This window comes from Clostridium yunnanense (assembly GCF_016595795.1).
GTDB lineage: Bacteria > Bacillota > Clostridia > Clostridiales > Clostridiaceae > Clostridium_AR > Clostridium_AR yunnanense.
This window is the reverse complement of the sequence record NZ_JAENHN010000010.1, coordinates 465,734-486,043: the sequence shown is the minus strand read 5'-3', so window position 1 is coordinate 486,043 and position 20,310 is coordinate 465,734. Positions and strand designations below refer to the sequence as shown.

The window sequence follows — 20,310 nt, the reverse complement described above, 5'->3', positions numbered from 1 at the left end:
ATTTATGCGAATAGAAACACATATAAGAAATTACTAAGACCATAAGCAAAAGCTTTTATGTCTATCTTTGAAAAGTGTAAGAAATTTCACAAACCTATTATTTATTCTTTATCTAAAACAAATGATAACTTTAGAAATTATGATCAGTTTATTGCATAAAACTTGTTATAGAACATATATGTAATATGCACCAATATTTCATTAAACCGCATACTACATAACCTTTAGAAAATATGCATTATATCAATTAATATATTATATGATACAAATTAAGATATGATTTGTTGCTTCTTTTGTTTTTTAATCACATTGATTACATATAAATGTTACCGTTATTTGCTTATATTGTCAATATTCATTTTGAAATATTTTTTTCTTTATCTATTTCTAAATTTATATAACACTTTCATTACGATTTTGTAAAATAATAGCATTAATAATGTAATATAGTTAATTTTAATATTTTACTTAATTATCTGTTTAAATTTTTGTTTTCGAACAATTATAATGTAACATAAACTTAATTAAGAAGTAGTACATTCATATAGGGTTCCTAGCTCAACTATTAAGTTATGCATGCCTAAAATTCATAAGTGCACGATTTTCGAACAAGTATAACTTAAGTTTCGACACAGGAACCCTTTAACTAAGGCTCTGCAGACATAAAGAATGCAGAGCCTTATCTATTATAAAAAACAATGTATGCCTGTCAGTTCCAATTTCCAGGTAACTGCCGCAACTTGTTTCCTATATTTATTTATATTAATATTACTTGATATTTGTTCCTAATTGTTTTATTTAACCATAATCTTTTCTTTCAATTTTTCTATTACATATTCATCTGTAGCATCATCTTTTTCAGAATCGTCCATCACTGCCATTAAAGACTCATTTATCTCGTCCTTAGATACTAGATTCTTTTTCACCAAAACATCTACTAATGCATCTACTTTATATGAATAAGTACTTAACATATCCGCTACCTTTTTTATTGCATTATCATCCATTTGCATCATCTCCTATTTTCCTTTTTTCTTTCCTCTTACTGGTACAAATTCTGACAATGTATCATTTGGGTCTATATTTACGTAATCGCCATATTCATTCTTTTTTAATCCTAATGAAGCCATCTTTTTTCTAGTATTACTAATCTTAGTTGCCATTATTAGTTTACCTCCATTTCAAGATTAAATTCCTTTAGTTTTAATTATTTTGCTTAATATGTTATTGAAATCAAAGCTACCAAAATTAATGCTTAAGTAATTTATTTAAAGAACTGATACCTTAATTTCAGCGTACTTCTTAAATTTAAGCTATTTCAAAAACATTCTTCTCTTATATGTTTACCATTTAAAGCTTGTTTATACCGTATAAAAATCATCTATAAGCTAATTTAATTTTTATTATGAATTAACATAAAACTAAGGCACTCCTCTATAAAATAAATGAAAAAACTTTAAGAGGAGCACCTTAATTTATTACAATATTTATCTATCTATATCAGCTGTTTTTACAAATACAAGCTTATACGCTTGTATTAATACAAATGGCACTAAAGCTAAACCATAAACCCAAATATATTGAGACATATTAAGAGGTACTACTTCAAATACTCCCATTATAGGCTTAAATGTAAGAACTAAAGTAAGTAGTGCTACACCTAATATAACAGCGTACCACACAAACGGATTTGCAAATACTCCAACTTTAAATATTGATTGTTTTGCTCTACAGTTAAAACCATGGAATAATCTTGATAGACAAAGAGTTGCGAAGGCCATAACTGTAGCAACTGAATGATCCCCAGTTGAAAGTCCTATATGGAATGACAGCATTGTTACTATTGCTATTATCAAACCTTCTACAAGAACTTCTAATCCAAACTCCTTACTTAATATAGGAACATTGATATTTCTAGGTTTTTGTTTCATTATATTTTTATTATGAGGTTCAAGTCCTATAGCTATAGCTGGTAAACTATCTGTTAGTAAGTTAATGAACAATAAATGCACTGGAGCAAATGGTATCGGTAGTGCAAATAATGTTGCGTAAAGTACTGATAAGATTCCTGCTGTATTTCCTGACAATAAGAACTTTATTGAATTTTTTATATTCTCATATATACTTCTTCCATTAGATATAGATTTTACTATGGTTGAAAAATTATCATCTGCTAGCACCATAGCTGCGGCGTCCTTTGCAACTTCAGTACCTGTTATCCCCATCGCTATACCTACATCTGCTTGTTTCAAAGCTGGACCATCATTTACACCATCGCCTGTCATAGCAACTATATTACCTTTTTCTTGCCAAGCTCTTACTATTCTAATCTTGTGTTCTGGAGATACCCTAGCATATACTGATATACTCTCAACCTTTTCTCTAAGTTCATCATCTGTAAGCTTTTCTAATTCATAACCTTCCATAGCTTCAGATTCATCTTTTAAAATACCAATTTGCTTTGCGATTGCTGAGGCTGTTATCTTATGATCCCCAGTTATCATAACAGGCTTTATACCTGCACTAATACAGTCAGCAACTGCTTTCGTTGATTCCTCTCTCGGTGGGTCCATCATGGATATAAGTCCTAAGAATATTAAATCTTTTTCATCCTCCAATCCTATATCCTTTTTATCTGTGATCTCTTTATATCCAAAAGAAAGTACTCTTAATCCTCTTGACGAAAAATCCTTATTAATCTTTTCTATGTCTTTTTTATGAGCATCTGTTAAAGGTTCTTTTCCTTTTGAGGTTTCTATCATCGTAGCTCTGGATAAAAGTACATCTAAAGCCCCTTTTGTCACCATCATCTTCATATTATTAACTTCATTTAGAGTACTCATAAGCTTTCTATCTGAATCAAATGGTACTTCTGCATTTCTCTTATATCTATCTCTTATCACTAGCTCATCAAAGCCATATACCTCACCAAAGTTAACTAAAGCAACTTCTGTAGGATCACCAATTTCTTTATTTTCAACAGTTACTGCATCATTACATAATAAAGAACTTAAAACTAACTTTTTTTGTAATTCATCTTCTTTATTAAGCTGATCTTTTTCTATAACTTTGTCATCCACATAAACATGTTGTACTGTCATTTTATTTTGAGTTAAAGTACCAGTTTTATCTGAGCATATTACCGATATACTTCCAAGACTTTCTACTGCATGAAGCTTTCTCATAATTGCATTTTCTTTAGCCATCTTTTGAGTTCCTAGTGCTAAAACTATAGTAACAATAGAACTTAAAGCTTCTGGTATAGCAGCCACCGCTAACGAAACTGCAAACATAAAGGAATCTATGATGCTGTTCCCTCTTATTACATTTAGAACTAAAATAACAGCTGAAATAGCAAGTATTACTATAGCTAGCTTTTTACCAAAGTTATCTAAGTTTACTTGAAGTGGTGTCTTCTTTTCCTTAGCACTCTGAAGTAAATTTGCTATCCTACCTATTTCAGTGTTCATTCCTATATCAGTTACAAGCACCACAGCTCTGCCATAGGTTACAAAGCTACCTGAAAAAACCATGTTTTTTCTATCACCTATAGCTACATCTGTAGAATTTATTACCTCTGTATGCTTTAAAACACTTTCCGATTCTCCTGTAAGAGAACTTTCATTTACCTGCAAACTATAGTTTTCTATTATCCTACCATCTGCACTTATATGATCACCTGCGTCAAGATAAATGATATCTCCCACAACTATTTCTCTAGACGGTATTTCAATTCTAGTGTTGTTTCTCAAAACTTTTGCTACCGGAGATGATAATGCCTTTAAACTACTTAGAGATCTTTCAGCTTTAATGTGTTGAACAGTCCCAAGTATAGAGTTTATTATAACTACAACTAGGATAACTATAGCACTTTCTAGCTTACCTAAAAATGCTGATATTATAGCTGCTGCCAAAAGAATTATGACTAAAAAATCTTTAAATTGACTTAAGAACACGGCTACTGCACTTAATTTTTTGCCTTCCTCTAATTCATTAAATCCATACTTCTCTCTTCTTTTAGTAACTTCATCGTCTTTTAGTCCACTTTTATTAACTTCTAAAAGTTTCATGGAATCATCTATAGATTTATTATAAAAAGCACTCATTGAATTACTCCTTTCACTACTTACTTTAATCTTCCCATCCTTAATATTTTTGCTAATTATCAAAATATCAACCTCCAAAATAATTAGAATTAATGTAATAAGATTCCTATAAATCCAAACAAACTATAAAACATGCCTTACTTAATCATCATATTTGAATAAAAATAATATTTACCGAATTAATAGATTAAGCGAATAAGTTAAATGCAAATTTTACCAAACTTGCTTAAGACAAAAATAAAGACTCTATAGCTAGAATTGTTCTAGCTATAGAGTCTCACTAAACAGCATTGTTAGCAAAGCCGGGATAAATCCGAATTGACGACCTTGCTCCTAATAGAATTCAATCTATTAAGAAGTTACTCCCTCTATAAGGTACATATTACCACGTATTATGTTTGTTAATATTATATTACCAAGTATCTACACTTATGTCAACCCTTATATTATATACTTAGTTTCAAACTTGTCTATGTTTAATCATATTATTGAAATTAATTAGTTATACAGGAGATTCTATATGAACAAGCTATTAGAATTAAATGATTTTTTCAGATTGATGCTCAATTAGTTTCAACAAGCGCTTTAACAGTATTTAGAATTTATATATTTAGTCTTTCTTTTAGTACTCTAATTTCTTCATCTTTCTTAGCCATCATGTCTTTATAATCAGCTTCCATTCTACATAAATTTTTATTCAGTAGATTTATCATAGAAGCCATTTCATCTGCACTTCCTGAAATTCTATTAAAGAGTAACAGGTTAGATTCTAAGATTTCTGGAATCTCTCTATGCGAGTACCTTAATTGATGATCTATTTCTCCATAACCTTCTTCAAAGATAGTTCTAACTTGAATTTCAGCTATAACCTTTTGGCTAGTAGGATAAAATTCTATAAGGTAATGAACAGACCTGTAACCTGATTTTCTAGACTTAATCTGAATATCAAGCTCTTCAAATCTTTTAGTGTCATCACCATCCCTTACGTTTGCAGTGATCTCAATTACTTTCCAAGTGTCTAATATAAACCTATGGATTTCTTCCCAATCTTGTTTAAATATATGTATTGCTCTAATTCCTATAAGATCATTTATTTCCTCTTTGTAATTGTCCACATTGAACTGAAAATCATCATTATACTTATTTTTTCTATCCTCTGTCTTTCTAATAACCTTTTCTATAAGTCTTTCAGGATATTTAACTCTAGATTTAACTGAATGCACTTTTGGATGAGTTCTAAGTATATTTGCTATAAAATCTGCTTGGCTTTCATAAGTATCTTTTACCGATATATAATCCATGTAAATCTCTTCAAGAACTTCTGTATCAATGCTATTTTTCTTTATATCTGCTTCTGCAAAGGGATATTTTTTAAAAAACTGTTCTATATTTAGCTTATTTATCATTAATTCACTCATCCTTTTCTTACTTTATTTGCATTCTATATCTTTTCAAAAAAATATTAATAGTGTTTCTAACTAGTCTGATAAACATTTAAGAGCGTAAAATCCCACGCACTTAAACTACATACATTTATATAAATATATAATTTGACCCCTAAGCTCAAAACAATTACTTCAAATCTTAGGGGTATTCTATCAATCCAATCTTCTATTTTATTATAACCTAAACCAGCTCAAATTCGTATTGTTATTATCTTAAACAATACAAGAATTGGGAGAATTAAAATCCAAAAACTAAGAAAAAACACAGAATACATTCCAAACTTGTTCTTTTGTCTACCTAAACTTATAGCGTGCATTGAAGTATAGTAAGTTATATATATACACAATAACATGATAATCCACTTCATTGTTTAGTATCATCCTCTCCCGGTCTTGTTTCTGGTGGTGCTAATTGCTTACCAAATCTCTTAATTTCAATATCAAAATTTATCTTTACATCAGATACTGAATATTTATCAGGCCAATTATATTCTTTATATTCAGGATACGTCGCGAATTTCTTTCTCGCCTCTAATTCCCAGAGAAACGGTTCTGCCCCAAACTGCTCCTTTGTCTTCTTTACTAAAACATCAGCTTCGTGAGTAAAGAAATCTTTTATTTGATCTTTAAGAATATGTTGCAATTTAAAATCCTGAACATAATTGGTGAAACTAGGTATTGATAACACTTCAATTACCAAAGGTACTTTTACAGTAATTGTAGGATTGTATTTTGATAAATCTATATCTATCTTAGTTTTTTCATTCTTAACCACTCTAATTGTAACTCTATATTCTTTGCTAATAGGGTCAGGAATGGTAAATATCATAGTTTTTGTATCTGCTTTCCGTCTAAGCAAAGATACTATTCTTGTCTCCTCACCAGTTAAGCTTCCCACCATTTTTCCTGATTTAAATACTGCAGACCCAATTAATTGAGTTGGATTCCCTCCAACAATATCTACCTCTCCAGGCTTATAATTTGCCTCATATCCATTCTCTTCTTTAATAAAATCTTTTTTCGTAGTTCCGTATACAGCTATAAAAAGCCCTTTCCCTTCTTCTACTCTTTGCATAAATTTATTTAGTGTTGAAACCGGCACTAATCCTGTTTCTTTCCACCTTTGAGCCATAAAATCATAAAACTTATTGATACGGCTTTCAAGCTTAGGATCATTCCCTCTTATAAAATCTGCCGCTTTTTCTTTACATATTATTATATCTACTCCTCTTCGTAATTCTTTTTCACGTAAGGGTGCTTCTATAATTTGAAAAAACTTATCTTCTTTTGCTAGCTTTTCACCTATTACTACCACCTTAGCATGAGATAAAGTTATTCTTCTAGCAACAGATATATTGGCTAAATCCCTAGCACTAATTATATCTGGTGCATCAAAGGTTATGGTTTCAGTTTTAGGTTCATTCCCTCCACCACCTGACTTACCTGCTGAGCCTCCATAATTGGCATTTATCATTTGAAAGGTGATACTTATATTATTATCTTTGCCCTGATCTAAACCAATAGCTGTAACAAAAGCCTGCTCTTCTATCTCTTTCTTATCGTTACAACCATAAAGAGATATAGTTATACTAAATATTAACAAAAATATAATAAATCTTTTTCTAATCATACGCTCTACTCCTCCTCACTCTATCACAAATTAATAGTAGGATTGGGAACGTAAAAAAAAGTACAGAAGTAATACGAACATTATATAAGCGTATCACTTGTACTGTAATTATATGATTTTCAGGTATTAACCCAAGCATAAATGTTATTACTGCAAAAGCCGGAATTAATGGCTCAACTTTTGTTGATTTAATTATCTGAGCAAATATTCCAGCTAATGTATAAAGATACATTGCATATCTAATAACAGCAATCATAACCCAAACTAAAAGGAAGAAAGCTTCAACATTAGTAAAAAACCTACTTATACCGATCATTCTTGTCAAAGTTTGAAAAGGATAATTAATTATTGTTACTGGAGGATAATCAAAACACATTAAATAAACTGCAAAGTAGGTCATCATGATTGCTATTGACACCAAAAATCCTATAATTGTAGAGTGCTTAAATTCTTTAAAACTTCTTATCATTGGTCTGAAGGTCATAAAAAAGATAATTTCTGCTAATGTAGAGCTCAAGAACATACCAGAAGTAAAAAGTTTTTTTACTCCTGCTCCTTGAATTGGATATAAAAATCTAATATTTAATTCATTCCTAGATAAAATCAAAATACTAAATATACTTATAAGAAAGTAAGGCATTAATATCCTTCCTACTCTTCCAATACCTTTAAGTCCTAGCAATGCAATTAAAGTGCTGATAATCATTAAGAAAAAATACAAGGTTATTATATTAGTATTTGGAAAAAATAAAATCGCCAAAATGCTACTATAGCTTCGGCTATTAGTAAAAGCAAAAAACAAAAAAGCAATCAATATAAGCATTGAAAGAATAAAGCCAAAAAATCTTCCGAGCAAAGTATATATTAGTTCAATAAGACCCTTGCCCTCATATTTTTTTAACAAACTCATTACAATGCTTAAAGACAAGAACATAAACGCTCCAGAAATAAGAGGTGTTATCCACCCGCCAGTCATTCCTTCTTTTAAAAAAAGTGAAGGCGTACTATCAGTGATCTTAGAAATAAAAGTAATCAATATAATAGATAGATACTCTCTTCCCCCAATTTTATCATCAGTTGCTTTAAACACTTATCTGTCACTCCTATCCTTTGATCTAACTTCATCAATAGGTCTATTTTCTTGTGGTCTACGTATTAGCTTATGGATAATTGGTCTAAATATTGTGTCCTTAGATGATGGAAAATAAGGTGTATATGGTGAAAAGAACGGCACTCCAAAGGACTCTATGCTACTCAAATAAGCAAGTATTAATGGAATTATTAATCCCAATCCATAAAATCCACCAATTGCTGCAACAAATAGAAATATAAACCTTCCAATTCTAACTATGTAGCTTAAATTCATCTCTGGAATAGCAAAAGAAGCTAATCCAGTTATGGAAACTACTATAACCAGCACTGGACTAATTATATTTGCCTCAACTGCCGCTTGCCCCAATATAAGAGTTCCAACAATACCAATTGTAGGACCAACTGCCGTAGGTATTCTTACTCCCGCTTCTCTTATAAGTTCAAAAGAAACTTCCATAATCATTATTTCAAAAAGTACAGGAAATGGTAACTTCTCTCTAGCAGCAATTGTGGCCATTACTAAATCAGCCGGCATCATTTCTGGATGAAATGTGGTTATCGCCATATAAAATGCTGGAGTTACTAATGCAACAACGCATGAAAAAAATCTTATAATTCTAATAAAATTACCATATGCCCATCTTTGATACATATCCTCTGATGTATGAAACAAAGTGAAAAAAGTTATGGGAACTACTGATGCCATTGAACCATTATAAGTGAATAAAGCCACATGACCATCTTTAAGAAATGATGCTACCCTGTCTGGTCTTTCGGTTGAAATTGAAGATGGAATTAAGCTATATGGTCTATCTTCTATGTATTGTTCTAGGATTGAACTCTCATCTAAACTTTCTATCTCAATTTTGCTTATTCGGAACTTAATTTCCTCCAAAAGCTCAGGGTTAACAATATCATCTAAGTACATTAGAAATATTTTACTACTTCCCCTAACCCCTACAGTAACAACTTCAGTAATTAATTCTTTGTTCATTATGTGTTTTCGAATAAGAGAAAAGTTAACCTCAGTGGACTCAGTAAAGGATTCCTTTGGTCCCTTTAAAATATTCTCAATTGTAGGCTTTTCTACAGATCTGTGCTCAAAGCTAGAAACCTTAATAGAGATTGCTTCTGAACATTCATCAATAAACATTATTACATTCCCTAAAGTTATCTCCTCAATGATAACTTTAAGTTGATTCACTTTACTTACTGACGAACTATTGATTATATTCTTCATCAGTAGTTCAATAGCATCATTACTGGGAGTACCTTTAAACTCGCTTTCCATTATCGGTTTTACGATATACATCTCTAATCTATTTGTATCTACAATGCTATTTAAAAAAAATAAGGTTGCTTCTTTATTTAAAGACTTTACATTAATCACTCTAAATTTAAAATCGATGTTTTTCGGATAATGAAATTGATTTTTCATTAATTCTACATTTTCATTATAATTATTTGTAATCTTCTTCTCTTTGTCTTCATTGATATTGTTCATTAGTACTCACTTCCGTATAAATATATAATTTCTAATATTATAAATATATGACTTCGATCCTAAAATCATTTTTAAAATTCTTAAGAGGTTTAGTTAGAGAATTTAAAAATACAAATTTTATTACCAAGTGACACATCTATAGTTAATGCTATTTTAACCTACTAAACATTTTATATTCTCCACTAAAAAGTTATCCTAATTACTTGAAATTATTAGGTTTAGGTATCATAAAAATTTTATATTTCCTATACAGCAAAAAATGTGACTAGTTCTGATTGTTAACCCGAAGTTTAGTCTATACTACTCACAAATTAAATAAGGTTGGAAGCATATACTGCCCTCCAACCTTAATGGTATTCTATCTACTTTTAATTATCTCATCAATAAGTCCATAAGCCTTGGCTTCTTCTGCTGACATGTAATTATCTCTTTCCATATCTTCTAAAAGCTTCTCAGCAGGCTGACCTGTATTTTCACTATATATCTCTGTTAATCTCTTCTTTGTTCTTAAAATCTTATCCGCATAAATCTTTATATCTGTGGCCTGCCCACTTAGTCCTCCAGATATAGATGGCTGATGTATCATTATCTCACTGTTTGGAAGCGCAAATCTCTTTCCTTTAGTTCCACCAGCAAGTAGGAAAGCCCCCATACTAGCAGCCATGCCTAAACATATAGTTGATACATCGCATTTTATATACTTCATAGTATCATAAATAGCAAGACCAGAAGTAATCACTCCACCAGGACTATTTATATAGAAGATAATGTCCTTATCTGGATCTTCTGCTTCCAAAAATAGCATTTGAGCTATGATTAAACTTGCTGTTGTATCATTTACCTGATCACTTAAAACTATTATTCTGTCCTTTAAAAGCCTTGAGTAAATATCATAAGATCTTTCTCCTTTACTTGTCTGTTCTACAACCATAGGTACATAACTCATATTTTTCTCTCCTTCATTCAAAACTTTTTATAGTTGCTATGAGATTTTTATGCAGCTTTGCAGGTTACACTTAGTGCAGATGACGTAACTTTTGTAATCCTTGCTATTTCTAACTTTTTATATAATAAGACTCTCTGCTGTGTCTTTCTTATCTTATTTGGTGAAACTCCATACATCTTCTTAAAAGCTCTTGAGAAAGCCTCTTGAGAACTAAATTGATATTTTAAAGCTATATCAACAATCTTCTCTTTTCCTTCCAAAAGATCTTTAGCTGCCTCAGTAAGCCTTCTTTTTCTTACATATTCCATAACAGGCTCGCCAGCTATATCATGAAATACTCTATGATAATAATATTTAGATAAGTAAGCCGCTTTTGCAATATCCTCAAGAAGAATCTTCTCACTAAGATTATTTTCAATATATTCAATTGACTCTTGAATTTTATCAATATAATCCATATCATACCCTCCAAAATTTAACGCTGTGTTATATAGATTGCTAACTTAATCAACTATAAAAGTTTTTATATTTTAACTTAATTATAAAGTCTTAGAGATAAAAAATCCTAACATTTATTGCTCACTTAATATAATATATATAATAACACTTAATGAGAATACTTTTCAAAATACATTGAATTAATTGCCATAATAACTTAGTATACTATTATATATAATTTTTCTGTGATATATGGTATATTATTCTTTTTCAAAATCCTTTGAATGTTTTACGAAAGATTTAGAAAAATAAGATTAATTAATATAATATTTAGAAACTGAACAAGTGAAAGGATGTCATAATATGAGCAGTTTTAATTTTAAGAATCTAAGCAATTCAAATTTAAAAGTTTCTATATCAAGTAACGACCAAGAGGAACATACCCATGGAGGCCATTATGAAGGAGCTTTAAAAGATGGCAAGAAGAATGGTTTCGGGATTTTTACATATAGCAACGGAACTCGATATATTGGCTACTGGAAAGACAATAAGTTCCATGGTGAAGGTACTCTTTCTTTTACAAATGGTGAGTTATATCAAGGTAACTGGTTTGAAGATGAAATGAATGGCTATGGTATATATAGCTGGCCAGATGGTGAAAGATACGTAGGAGAATGGAAGGACGGCTCAAAAACTGGTAATGGGATTTATATCTGGGACAATGGAGATCAGTTTATAGGTCTATGGAAGGAAGACAACCGTGAAGGTGATGGAATAATGATATATTCTGATGGTGAAAGAATCATAGGCACTTGGGAAAATGATGAACTGATAAAAAAACTAGTAGAGTAAACTTATAAAATTTTATAATTATTGATAGAGCTTTAAAAGTTATCCTAGTAGACTTTTAAAGCTCTATTTTTCATATACAAGTGAAAGATAAATTAAATTCACTTACTTATTTTTCTGCTATAAATAAAAGATGGTTACTTGCTCCTAGGAATTCTGGCTTCTCACAACAATAAAAGTGATAGTTAAGCCAGGAATTATAACTTTCGTCATCCATAACATTAATTTTATCTGCTAATAGCTCACTTAAACCATCTGTAGCAACTTCTCCACAAACTTCTAAGTTAGAATCCTTAAGTAATTTTCTACAATCATCTACTGTATGAAAAACAAATGGAAAGTCTACAACCTTAAAGGTTTCATGATTATATTCATCACCCTTTAAAAAATTAGGATCATAACACATAGCTTCAGTTGTAATAACCATATCATTAGAGATAAAAGCAAAAAACATCTTAGCATTATCTGTGCTAACTCTTTTTACTTCTTTTATGCAAGTTAACTTGTCCTCATTTTTCTTTAAATGATATAGTGGTCCAAAACATAAAACAATATCATAGGATTTATCCTTTATCATTGATAAATTAATTGCGTTACCTTGAAACACTTCAAGAGAAATATCCTTAGATATTTTATCTTCAATTTGCTTAACGTGCTTTTCTACCAATTCAATAGCTGTTACCTCAAACCCTTTCTTTGAAAAATACAAGCTGTATTCTCCTGTTCCAGCTCCTAAATCTAATATCTTCATACCTGGCTTAAGATATTTTTCAACTTGCCTCACAGTTGTTAGGAACTCGACTTGAGTTGCTTTAGTAGATAACCTTGAGGATTCGTTAAAAATATTATAAATGGCTGAAACCTGCTCTTCTTCATTTTCAATTTTAGAAACTTCTTTAATATTCATATACTCTCCCCTGCTTCCTTTAGATTTTATAGCACTAAACAATTCACTTCAAAACTATGCCCTATTGATAAGACTTAAGCTAATTTAATAAACAATGAATTATCAATGCTATAATTTTATTAAACACTATTCTAACTAATTTAATCCCCGCTGTCAAATAATTGAAATTATGTTATATAGAATCATTTAATAAATTTTAAGTAAAATATATACAATTTTTTCTTGACTACAAACATACCTAGTATTACTATGTATATATAAGACACCTAGATTTACTAGGTATACCTAGGAGGTAGTTATGAAAGTAAGCAAAGAACTTCTAAAAGGAAGTACAACTATTATTATTTTGAGTCTACTTAAAGATAAATCCATGTATGGATATGAGATGATAAAAGCTATTGAAGAAAAGTCAAATGGAATCTTTGCCTTTAAAGAAGGCACTCTCTACCCCATTCTTCACTCACTTCAAAGTGATAACTATGTAGAGTCTTACTGGGAAGAAAGTACAGAAGGCAGAAAAAGAAAATATTATAAGATAACTAGTGAAGGCGAAAAACACCTAAAAGATAAGAAAAAAGAGTGGGAAACTTATAAAAACGCTGTGGATAGCTGCTTATGGGAGGGCATAACATGGGGATAGATAACAATTTATTTGATAAATTTACTGAAGAAGTTTGTTCTCAGATAAAGTGCAATGAGGTTCATCAGGATATAAAGGAAGAGCTTGCCTGCCATCTTGAGGATATAAAAGAGGAATATATAGCTCAAGGTTCAAGCTTCCAAGAAGCAGAAAAGCTTGCAATTTCTCATATGGGAGATAGCGAAAAGATAGGCTTTGATTTAAATAAGGTGTATAAAAAAGCACCTGAATATAAAACATTGATAATATGCTCATTGTTTGTTGCTTTTGGTCTGTTTACTCAGTTTTCAATATTTAAAAATGCTCCTGAGGTTATGTCTTATAATAGTTACATTAGAATGATTCTTTTCACAGTATTAGGTGGAATATTAGGTATAGCTACTTATTTCTTCGACTATAGAAAACTTGAAAAATATTCATGGCATATTTACATCGTTTCTACGATACTTCTTATATATACGGTACTTAATGATAAAATAGTTGTTGGGATAACGATACCCGTCATTTTAGTGGGCTATTCCAATATAACTCTAATCATCGTAATGCTCTATGGTATTTCATTTAGTGGTATATTATCAAAGCTTTATTCAACAAATTATTATATTGTAAAGTTACTATCAATACTTGCATTACCTAGCTTCTTATTTTTACAAACAAGACAATTCGCTTATTTTATAGTATTCATAGGTGCTTGTATTGTAATTCTATTTTGCTCTAAAATTGCTAAAAGATATATTTTTTCACTTATAGGATTAGGTTCTATACTATTTTTATATCTGATTCTAAACAACATATATAGACGTCATAAATTAATTGACTTTATATCTTCTGAAAGTGCTAGAAACAATTACTATTTTGGTATATACAATGAAATAATCAAGCTTATTTCTAACGCAAGATTTCTTGGCAATGGAATCTCTGAAGATATACTAAAGAACACTCCAAGTATTAACAATGATTTAATTTACGCCTACATAATACACACTTTTGGTTGGGCCGTAGGGATAACTTTGTTTGTCCTCGTAATTTCTCTGTTTATTAACTTGCTAAAAACTTCAGTTAAAATAAAAAATATATTTGGAAAAAGATTGTTTATAATAGCATCTTCATTATTGTTAATTGAGTTTCTAATATCATTTTTAGTAAATTTAAGCTTAATACCTTTTGTATCAGCTTCAATTCCATTTCTTAGTTATAGTGGAGTTTCTACCGTACTGAATATGTTCCTTGTAGGACTTATCTGTAGTATATACGGAAGAAAAAACTTAAGTAAATCCTTAGTTAAAACTAAATTACAGGTTAATAATTAAAGATTTAAAGATAGCCCTAGGAATTAATTCCCAGGGCCTACTATGCTTTGATTCAAAATAATCTATCTCTCTAAATCAATTTCCCTAATTCTATCAGTTATCTTTGCTAATTTATCTGAGCTGTTTCCAAGAACTCTTATGGTTATCATTTTTTCATGATTTATGCTTGCTCCGGCTATTATGATTTCTTGAGACTCTAAGTACTCTATAAGTTTATCTCTAAACTCTTCATCTACTCTATCATTTATTATATAAACATTAGCTTGGTGAGTATACCCTTCGTAATAGCCTATTTCGTCTAGATTTTGCTTCTTTGGCTCAAGAAAAGTATTGTCAAAGAAAATTAGCTTCCCATCGTAATATAGTTTAGTTTTTGATGAATATATATTAAAATCAAATCTTTCTCCAGACATATATCTTCCACAGGATAGTATTTCTCTATATAATAACTCGCTTCCATTTTCTAGATATATATCTGCTTCACCAAAAAAGTTAGATCCCTTAAAGGGCATTGTAGGCATTAGAAAATACTCAAATCTGCTGTTCTTCTCTATGCTTACATTAAGCTTTTGATAGGCACTGTCCTTCTTCATATTAAATATTTTACTGTAGGATTGAGAGTATATGTGAAGTCTAGCCCCTTCTTTAATATGAAAGTTTAAGAAGTACTTATCTCCTTCTAATATTCCTGGAGAAACATTCATTACACATAGCTTCATAATATTATATTGTTCATCGTAAAAAGGCCTTATAGTTTTAAAAGGAGCTGTAAAATAGCTATCTTCTAAAATAGTCCTATCTCTTTTAAGTGAAGCTATTATATTAATATGGCTATCTTTTTCGTAATTATTGTTCATTACACGCCCTCAAGTAGAACATTTTCTTTAATCCAGTCTATTACCTTATCTAATCCTACCTTGTTATGAAGATCTGTAAAAATAAAAGGTTTAGTCCCTCTCATCTTTATAGAATCTCTTTCCATTACCTCAAGACTTGCACCAACATATGGTGCTAAATCTATCTTGTTTATTATAAGAAGATCCGATCTTGTTATTCCAGGCCCACCTTTTCTAGGAATCTTGTCTCCACCAGACACATCAATAACATATATAGTTGAATCTGCTAAATCTGGACTAAAGGTAGCTGATAAATTGTCTCCACCACTTTCTATAAGTATTATCTCTACATCTGGAAATCTTTTTACCATCACATCCACAGCTTCAAGATTCATAGAAGCATCTTCTCTTATTGCAGTATGCGGACATCCGCCAGTCTCTACCCCAATGATTCTTTCCTTTGGAAGAATGCTGTTTGCAGTTAAAAACTCTGCATCTTCTTTGGTATATATATCGTTTGTTATTACAGCTACACTGTATTCTTTACTCATTTCTCTTGTAAGTCTCTCTATTAATGCAGTTTTCCCTGACCCAACTGGACCTGCAATTCCTATCTTTACATAACTCATATATTCACTAATGTTGACCACTTACATAGATATCCCATTTCCTCATTTTAAAAATATTCAAGTAATCATTTTAATTATTAATGACGCTTTACTTTATAGCTAAATTTATTATGAAATGGTGTATCCGTATTTATTAAAAGTCAACATTTCCTCCTCTCCAAAACTCTATTAATTATTTACTAAATTCATCAATATATCAGATATAGTAATTGTTTATTTTCAATACACGCCTATACCTATCACTAAATTAAGACATATACAGTCTAGAATATAAATCCTCATGCTGCATTGCTCTTATATCCGCCCCTATACTACATCTTCCGATATCATTCATAGTAAGTTCCAATATTTCCTGGGTAATATTCGACATAACCTCTTGCATACTAAACAATGCTTTTTGACCATCTAACTGTCCTAACGGAACAAGTTTAGTGCAGTTATTTATTATTGAAGAAGCTTGATTATACACATATGCCATCAAAGCTTCTTCCTTTGATATATCACACTCTGCCGCAAAAATCCCAAAGGAAATACAGTACTGTCCATAGGCTTTTTCTTCTTTTATAGCTCTCTCGTACAAATCAATAAGCTCTGTTCTTCTTATAGTATTGATAAGCTTGATAAACCTGGTGCATAGCTTCATACTACCTTCTTTTATTTCCCTTGGCGCCTTAGAGCAGGTAAGCAAACTATCAAGTTCTAATACCTTATCTACATCTCTAGCCTTTGCATATTCATAAGCTAATTTCACAGCTAATCCGTCATTATATTTTACACTGCTTGTAAGCATGTGCCTTAAGTACTCCTTTGACGACTCACTATCCTTTACAATTCCTTTTTGTACATAGGTCTCAAGTCCATTTGACTGAGTATAAGAACCTATAGGAAATATGGAGTCAGCAATCTGAAGCAGTGTAAAAAACTGATTGCTAATGTTCATGCTCATGGCTATGTCCGTGGCTATGACTATGAGTTTCTAACCCATTTACAAGTCTAGCTGAAACCTTCTGTGGATTGAAATTATTTTTCTCAAGTAGCTTCATCAAGGGTTCATCGTAAGGCACAAGTATTTCCTCATGATGTAGAAACAAAGGAATATGTTTATTTCCTATCTCATAACATATTCTTCCCATTTCCTCCATAGTAGAAGGCTTTATAGAAATAACTTCACACTCAGGTATATTTACGATCACTATAAACTCTGAATCATCATGAAGTACATCTTTATGGTTAATTTTTCTGCTTCCATCTAGTCTAATCCCAACCTGTCTTCCGCTGGAACTAACTTTCTTTATTATCTTTTTACTAACTTCATACCACTCTATATCTACAAAATCTATTTCTTTTCCATGAACATCAAAGTCTTCTAAAGTTCCTAATATACTTTCAACTAACATAAATTACTCCTATCTAACTTGTAATAAATAATTATATAATCGTTTGATTTTATGTTTATATATTTATTCATTTTTCTAATGTTATAATTATACCTTTATATAAATATAAAATTATATGAATATACAGTCATATAAACGGTTTGAAGCACTTTTTTAAAACAAGAAATATCTCTGCGCTAAAGAGGCTTCCTTAATTGGTTTACAGGTTACATGCTGCCCATCAACTTTAACTTCATAGTTCTCAGGGTTTACCTCAATCTTTGGAGTTTCTGAGTTTAGGACCATATCTTTTTTACCTATGTTCCTGCAGTTTTCTACTGGAAGCACTAGCTTATTAAGTCCTAACTTCTCTATATTTCCATTTTCTAAAGAAGCCTTAGATACAAAAGTCATACAGCATTTATATTTAGCTCTGCCAAAGGCTCCAAACATGTTTCTATATATAACTGGCTGTGGAGTTGGTATAGATGCATTTGCATCCCCCATTCTACTTGCAGTAATCATCCCAGCCTTTATTATCATCTCAGGTTTTACTCCAAAGAAAGCAGGCTTCCACAATACTAAGTCAGCGTATTTTCCAACTTCAATGGAGCCTACATACTTAGATATGCCATGAGTTATAGCTGGATTTATTGTGTACTTTGCCACGTATCTTTTAGCTCTAAAGTTATCACAACCTAAATCCTTATCTTCAGGTAAGAGTCCTCTTTGTTTCTTCATCTTATCCGCAGTTTGCCAAGTTCTTATAATAACTTCCCCAACTCTTCCCATAGCTTGAGAATCAGAGCTTAACATACTGAAGATCCCCATGTCATGAAATATATCTTCTGCTGCTATAGTTTCTGGTCTTATTCTTGAGTCTGCAAATGCTATATCTTCTGGTACTTTCTTATCTAAGTGATGACAAACCATAAGCATATCTAAATGCTCATCGATAGTATTTACTGTATATGGTCTTGTTGGATTTGTAGATGACGGAAGTATGTTAGGAAAAGATGCTATCTTCATAATATCTGGTGCATGACCTCCACCTGCTCCTTCTGTATGGTAAGTGTGAATAGTTCTTCCACCTATTGCAGCTACAGTATCCTCTACAAAACCCGCTTCATTTAAAGTATCAGTATGAATAGCTACTTGTACATCATATTCATCTGCAACTGCAAGACAAGTATCTATAGCTTTTGGAGTGCTTCCCCAGTCTTCATGAAGCTTAAGCCCAAGAGCACCAGCTTCTACTTGCTCTCTTAAAGCATCCAAAGAAGAAGAGTTTCCTTTTCCTAAAAAGCCAAGATTCATTGGAAATTCTTCTGCAGCTTCAAGCATTCTTTCTATATAAAAAGCACCAGGAGTACAAGTAGTTGCATTAGTTCCATCCGCTGGCCCTGTGCCTCCACCAATCATTGTGGTTATACCGCTGTACAGAGCAGTTTCAATCTGCTGAGGAGATATGAAATGAATGTGAGTATCTATTCCTCCAGCAGTTAAGATCATTCCTTCCCCTGCTATGGCTTCGGTGGATGCCCCTACTATCATGTTTTCATCTACGTTATCCATAATATCAGGGTTCCCAGCCTTACCTATACCTACAATTTTTCCATCTTTTATTCCTATGTCTGCCTTAAATATCCCTGTATAATCTAAAACTAAAGCATTAGTTATAACTAAATCTAATACGCCTTCAGATCTTACACCTAATGCTGACTGCCCCATACCATCTCTTAGAGTTTTACCTCCACCAAACTTACACTCATCCCCATAAGTAGTATAATCCTTCTCAACCTCTATGATTATGTCTGTATCAGCAAGTCTTACTCTATCTACAGTGGTTGGTCCGTACATATTAGCATAATCTCTAGCCTTTATTTTAAAGCTCATATTACTTCACCCCTTTAAAAGAGTTTTCTTTTGCTCTATTTAAACTATCTTCCTTATTAGCTTCATCAGTAGCTCCTGCAGTTAAATCATTAAGTCCATATACCAGCTTCTTACCGCCGATTTCAACTAGCTGAATTTCTTTTTCTTCACCTGGTTCAAAACGTACAGCAGTACCTGATGCTATATCAAGCCTCATTCCAAAAGCTTCTGTTCTATCAAATTGCATACATTTGTTTACCTCAAAAAAATGAAAATGTGAGCCTACCTGCACCGGTCTGTCTCCAGTATTAGAAACAATTAAAGTCTTTGTTTTTCTTCCTTCGTTACATATAATATCTCTATCTTTAACAATTATTTCACCTGGTTTCATTTCAAACACCTACCTTATTGGATTATGGACAGTGACTAGTTTTGTTCCATCTGGAAAGGTGGCTTCTATTTGAACTTCATCAACCATTTCAGCTATTCCTTCCATTACATCCTCTTCCTTTAATATCTTTGTTCCAAGATTCATAAGTTCTGTTACAGTCTTCCCATCTCTCGCAGCTTCCATAAGCTCAGAGCATATAAGTGCAACTGCTTCTGGATAGTTAAGCTTCAAGCCTCTATCCTTACGTTTTCTTGCAAGCTCACCAGCATAATGAAGCATAAGCTTTTCCATCTCTCTAGGAGTAAAATACATAAAAACACCTTCCCTTTCAAAAAT

20 protein-coding genes are annotated in these 20,310 nt (G+C 31.4%); 3 read left to right on the top strand and 17 right to left on the bottom strand.

Going from position 1 to position 20,310, the window contains the following annotated elements; translation table 11 throughout:
• Positions 1-794 precede the first annotated feature (794 nt).
• The 9 genes from JHL18_RS05295 to JHL18_RS05255 all read right to left on the bottom strand — a co-directional run bounded on the left by JHL18_RS05295 (position 795) and on the right by JHL18_RS05255 (position 11,181).
• On the bottom strand, positions 795-1,007 hold the full coding sequence (locus JHL18_RS05295; RefSeq protein ID WP_200266839.1) for a hypothetical protein: 213 nt from the start codon (positions 1,005-1,007) through the stop codon (positions 795-797).
• Between the two features lie 12 nt (positions 1,008-1,019).
• Positions 1,020-1,163, bottom strand: coding sequence for a hypothetical protein (locus JHL18_RS05290; protein WP_200266838.1), 144 nt, complete (start codon positions 1,161-1,163; stop codon positions 1,020-1,022).
• Positions 1,164-1,487: 324 nt separating this feature from the next.
• Positions 1,488-4,106, bottom strand: a complete 2,619-nt coding sequence (locus tag JHL18_RS05285) for a cation-translocating P-type ATPase (protein ID WP_200266993.1) — start codon at positions 4,104-4,106, stop codon at positions 1,488-1,490.
• A 602-nt stretch (positions 4,107-4,708) separates the two neighbouring features.
• Positions 4,709-5,512, bottom strand: coding sequence for a RelA/SpoT domain-containing protein (locus tag JHL18_RS05280; RefSeq protein ID WP_200266991.1), 804 nt, complete (start codon positions 5,510-5,512; stop codon positions 4,709-4,711).
• 403 nt (positions 5,513-5,915) lie between these two features.
• Positions 5,916-7,181 (bottom strand): Ger(x)C family spore germination protein, encoded by a 1,266-nt coding sequence (locus JHL18_RS05275; RefSeq protein ID WP_200266837.1) that lies wholly within the window; start codon positions 7,179-7,181, stop codon positions 5,916-5,918.
• Complete coding sequence (locus JHL18_RS05270; protein WP_200266836.1) at positions 7,174-8,271, bottom strand: GerAB/ArcD/ProY family transporter; 1,098 nt, start codon at positions 8,269-8,271, stop codon at positions 7,174-7,176. Before JHL18_RS05270 ends, JHL18_RS05275 begins: the two co-directional genes overlap by 8 nt.
• Positions 8,272-9,777 carry a spore germination protein gene (locus tag JHL18_RS05265; RefSeq protein WP_200266835.1) on the bottom strand — a complete coding sequence of 502 codons (1,506 nt, stop codon included), beginning with the start codon at positions 9,775-9,777 and terminating at the stop codon, positions 8,272-8,274.
• Positions 9,778-10,135: 358 nt separating this feature from the next.
• Positions 10,136-10,723, bottom strand: coding sequence for an ATP-dependent Clp endopeptidase proteolytic subunit ClpP (clpP, locus tag JHL18_RS05260; protein ID WP_200266834.1), 588 nt, complete (start codon positions 10,721-10,723; stop codon positions 10,136-10,138).
• Between the two features lie 47 nt (positions 10,724-10,770).
• On the bottom strand, positions 10,771-11,181 hold the full coding sequence (locus JHL18_RS05255) for a helix-turn-helix transcriptional regulator (protein ID WP_200266833.1): 411 nt from the start codon (positions 11,179-11,181) through the stop codon (positions 10,771-10,773).
• A gap of 343 nt (positions 11,182-11,524) precedes the next feature.
• On the opposite strand from JHL18_RS05255, the gene JHL18_RS05250 reads away from it, so the two are divergent.
• On the top strand, positions 11,525-12,013 hold the full coding sequence (locus tag JHL18_RS05250; protein ID WP_200266832.1) for an MORN repeat-containing protein: 489 nt from the start codon (positions 11,525-11,527) through the stop codon (positions 12,011-12,013).
• A 106-nt stretch (positions 12,014-12,119) separates the two neighbouring features.
• On the opposite strand, the gene JHL18_RS05245 is transcribed toward JHL18_RS05250, so the two are convergent.
• Positions 12,120-12,917, bottom strand: a complete 798-nt coding sequence (locus tag JHL18_RS05245) for a class I SAM-dependent methyltransferase (protein ID WP_200266830.1) — start codon at positions 12,915-12,917, stop codon at positions 12,120-12,122.
• Between the two features lie 298 nt (positions 12,918-13,215).
• On the opposite strand from JHL18_RS05245, the gene JHL18_RS05240 reads away from it, so the two are divergent.
• Entirely contained in the window at positions 13,216-13,557 is a 342-nt protein-coding gene (locus JHL18_RS05240) for a PadR family transcriptional regulator (protein ID WP_200266827.1), read from the top strand.
• A complete protein-coding gene (locus JHL18_RS05235) occupies positions 13,548-14,867 on the top strand; it encodes an FtsW/RodA/SpoVE family cell cycle protein (protein ID WP_200266825.1) in 1,320 nt (439 codons plus the stop codon). The genes JHL18_RS05240 and JHL18_RS05235 overlap by 10 nt, the downstream gene beginning before the upstream one ends.
• A 62-nt stretch (positions 14,868-14,929) precedes the next feature.
• Here JHL18_RS05235 and JHL18_RS05230 read toward each other — a convergent pair whose 3' ends face one another.
• The 7 genes from JHL18_RS05230 to ureA form a co-directional block, all read right to left on the bottom strand.
• On the bottom strand, positions 14,930-15,724 hold the full coding sequence (locus JHL18_RS05230; protein ID WP_200266823.1) for an urease accessory protein UreD: 795 nt from the start codon (positions 15,722-15,724) through the stop codon (positions 14,930-14,932).
• A complete protein-coding gene (ureG, locus tag JHL18_RS05225) occupies positions 15,724-16,332 on the bottom strand; it encodes an urease accessory protein UreG (RefSeq protein WP_200266821.1) in 609 nt (202 codons plus the stop codon). The genes JHL18_RS05230 and ureG overlap by 1 nt, the downstream gene beginning before the upstream one ends.
• A gap of 247 nt (positions 16,333-16,579) precedes the next feature.
• On the bottom strand, positions 16,580-17,278 hold the full coding sequence (locus JHL18_RS05220) for an urease accessory protein UreF (RefSeq protein ID WP_200266819.1): 699 nt from the start codon (positions 17,276-17,278) through the stop codon (positions 16,580-16,582).
• The gene (ureE, locus tag JHL18_RS05215) at positions 17,262-17,729 is read right to left on the bottom strand and encodes an urease accessory protein UreE (protein WP_200266817.1); all 468 of its coding nucleotides are present in this window, start codon (positions 17,727-17,729) and stop codon (positions 17,262-17,264) included. Before ureE ends, JHL18_RS05220 begins: the two co-directional genes overlap by 17 nt.
• Positions 17,730-17,882: 153 nt before the next feature.
• Positions 17,883-19,604 carry an urease subunit beta gene (ureB, locus tag JHL18_RS05210; protein WP_200266815.1) on the bottom strand — a complete coding sequence of 574 codons (1,722 nt, stop codon included), beginning with the start codon at positions 19,602-19,604 and terminating at the stop codon, positions 17,883-17,885.
• A 1-nt stretch (position 19,605) separates the two neighbouring features.
• Positions 19,606-19,974 (bottom strand): urease subunit beta, encoded by a 369-nt coding sequence (gene ureB / locus JHL18_RS05205; protein WP_200266813.1) that lies wholly within the window; start codon positions 19,972-19,974, stop codon positions 19,606-19,608.
• 9 nt (positions 19,975-19,983) lie between these two features.
• Positions 19,984-20,286, bottom strand: a complete 303-nt coding sequence (ureA, locus tag JHL18_RS05200; protein ID WP_200266811.1) for an urease subunit gamma — start codon at positions 20,284-20,286, stop codon at positions 19,984-19,986.
• Positions 20,287-20,310: the final 24 nt, after the last annotated feature.

What these genes read in the sequence shown, in the direction of transcription:
- JHL18_RS05250 (WP_200266832.1), top strand. Translation starts at nt 11,525, where the DNA reads ATGAGCAGTTTTAATTTTAAGAATCTAAGCAATTCAAATTTAAAAGTT.
- JHL18_RS05220 (WP_200266819.1), bottom strand. Translation starts at nt 17,278, where the DNA reads ATGAGCATGAACATTAGCAATCAGTTTTTTACACTGCTTCAGATTGCT.
- JHL18_RS05255 (WP_200266833.1), bottom strand. Translation starts at nt 11,181, where the DNA reads ATGGATTATATTGATAAAATTCAAGAGTCAATTGAATATATTGAAAAT.
- JHL18_RS05285 (WP_200266993.1), bottom strand. Translation starts at nt 4,106, where the DNA reads ATGAGTGCTTTTTATAATAAATCTATAGATGATTCCATGAAACTTTTA.
- ureA (WP_200266811.1), bottom strand. Translation starts at nt 20,286, where the DNA reads ATGTATTTTACTCCTAGAGAGATGGAAAAGCTTATGCTTCATTATGCT.
- ureB (WP_200266813.1), bottom strand. Translation starts at nt 19,974, where the DNA reads ATGAAACCAGGTGAAATAATTGTTAAAGATAGAGATATTATATGTAAC.
- JHL18_RS05280 (WP_200266991.1), bottom strand. Translation starts at nt 5,512, where the DNA reads ATGATAAATAAGCTAAATATAGAACAGTTTTTTAAAAAATATCCCTTT.
- JHL18_RS05235 (WP_200266825.1), top strand. Translation starts at nt 13,548, where the DNA reads ATGGGGATAGATAACAATTTATTTGATAAATTTACTGAAGAAGTTTGT.
- JHL18_RS05295 (WP_200266839.1), bottom strand. Translation starts at nt 1,007, where the DNA reads ATGGATGATAATGCAATAAAAAAGGTAGCGGATATGTTAAGTACTTAT.
- clpP (WP_200266834.1), bottom strand. Translation starts at nt 10,723, where the DNA reads ATGAGTTATGTACCTATGGTTGTAGAACAGACAAGTAAAGGAGAAAGA.
- JHL18_RS05230 (WP_200266823.1), bottom strand. Translation starts at nt 15,724, where the DNA reads ATGAACAATAATTACGAAAAAGATAGCCATATTAATATAATAGCTTCA.
- ureG (WP_200266821.1), bottom strand. Translation starts at nt 16,332, where the DNA reads ATGAGTTATGTAAAGATAGGAATTGCAGGTCCAGTTGGGTCAGGGAAA.
- JHL18_RS05240 (WP_200266827.1), top strand. Translation starts at nt 13,216, where the DNA reads ATGAAAGTAAGCAAAGAACTTCTAAAAGGAAGTACAACTATTATTATT.
- ureB (WP_200266815.1), bottom strand. Translation starts at nt 19,604, where the DNA reads ATGAGCTTTAAAATAAAGGCTAGAGATTATGCTAATATGTACGGACCA.
- JHL18_RS05245 (WP_200266830.1), bottom strand. Translation starts at nt 12,917, where the DNA reads ATGAATATTAAAGAAGTTTCTAAAATTGAAAATGAAGAAGAGCAGGTT.
- JHL18_RS05290 (WP_200266838.1), bottom strand. Translation starts at nt 1,163, where the DNA reads ATGGCAACTAAGATTAGTAATACTAGAAAAAAGATGGCTTCATTAGGA.
- ureE (WP_200266817.1), bottom strand. Translation starts at nt 17,729, where the DNA reads ATGTTAGTTGAAAGTATATTAGGAACTTTAGAAGACTTTGATGTTCAT.
- JHL18_RS05275 (WP_200266837.1), bottom strand. Translation starts at nt 7,181, where the DNA reads ATGATTAGAAAAAGATTTATTATATTTTTGTTAATATTTAGTATAACT.
- JHL18_RS05265 (WP_200266835.1), bottom strand. Translation starts at nt 9,777, where the DNA reads ATGAACAATATCAATGAAGACAAAGAGAAGAAGATTACAAATAATTAT.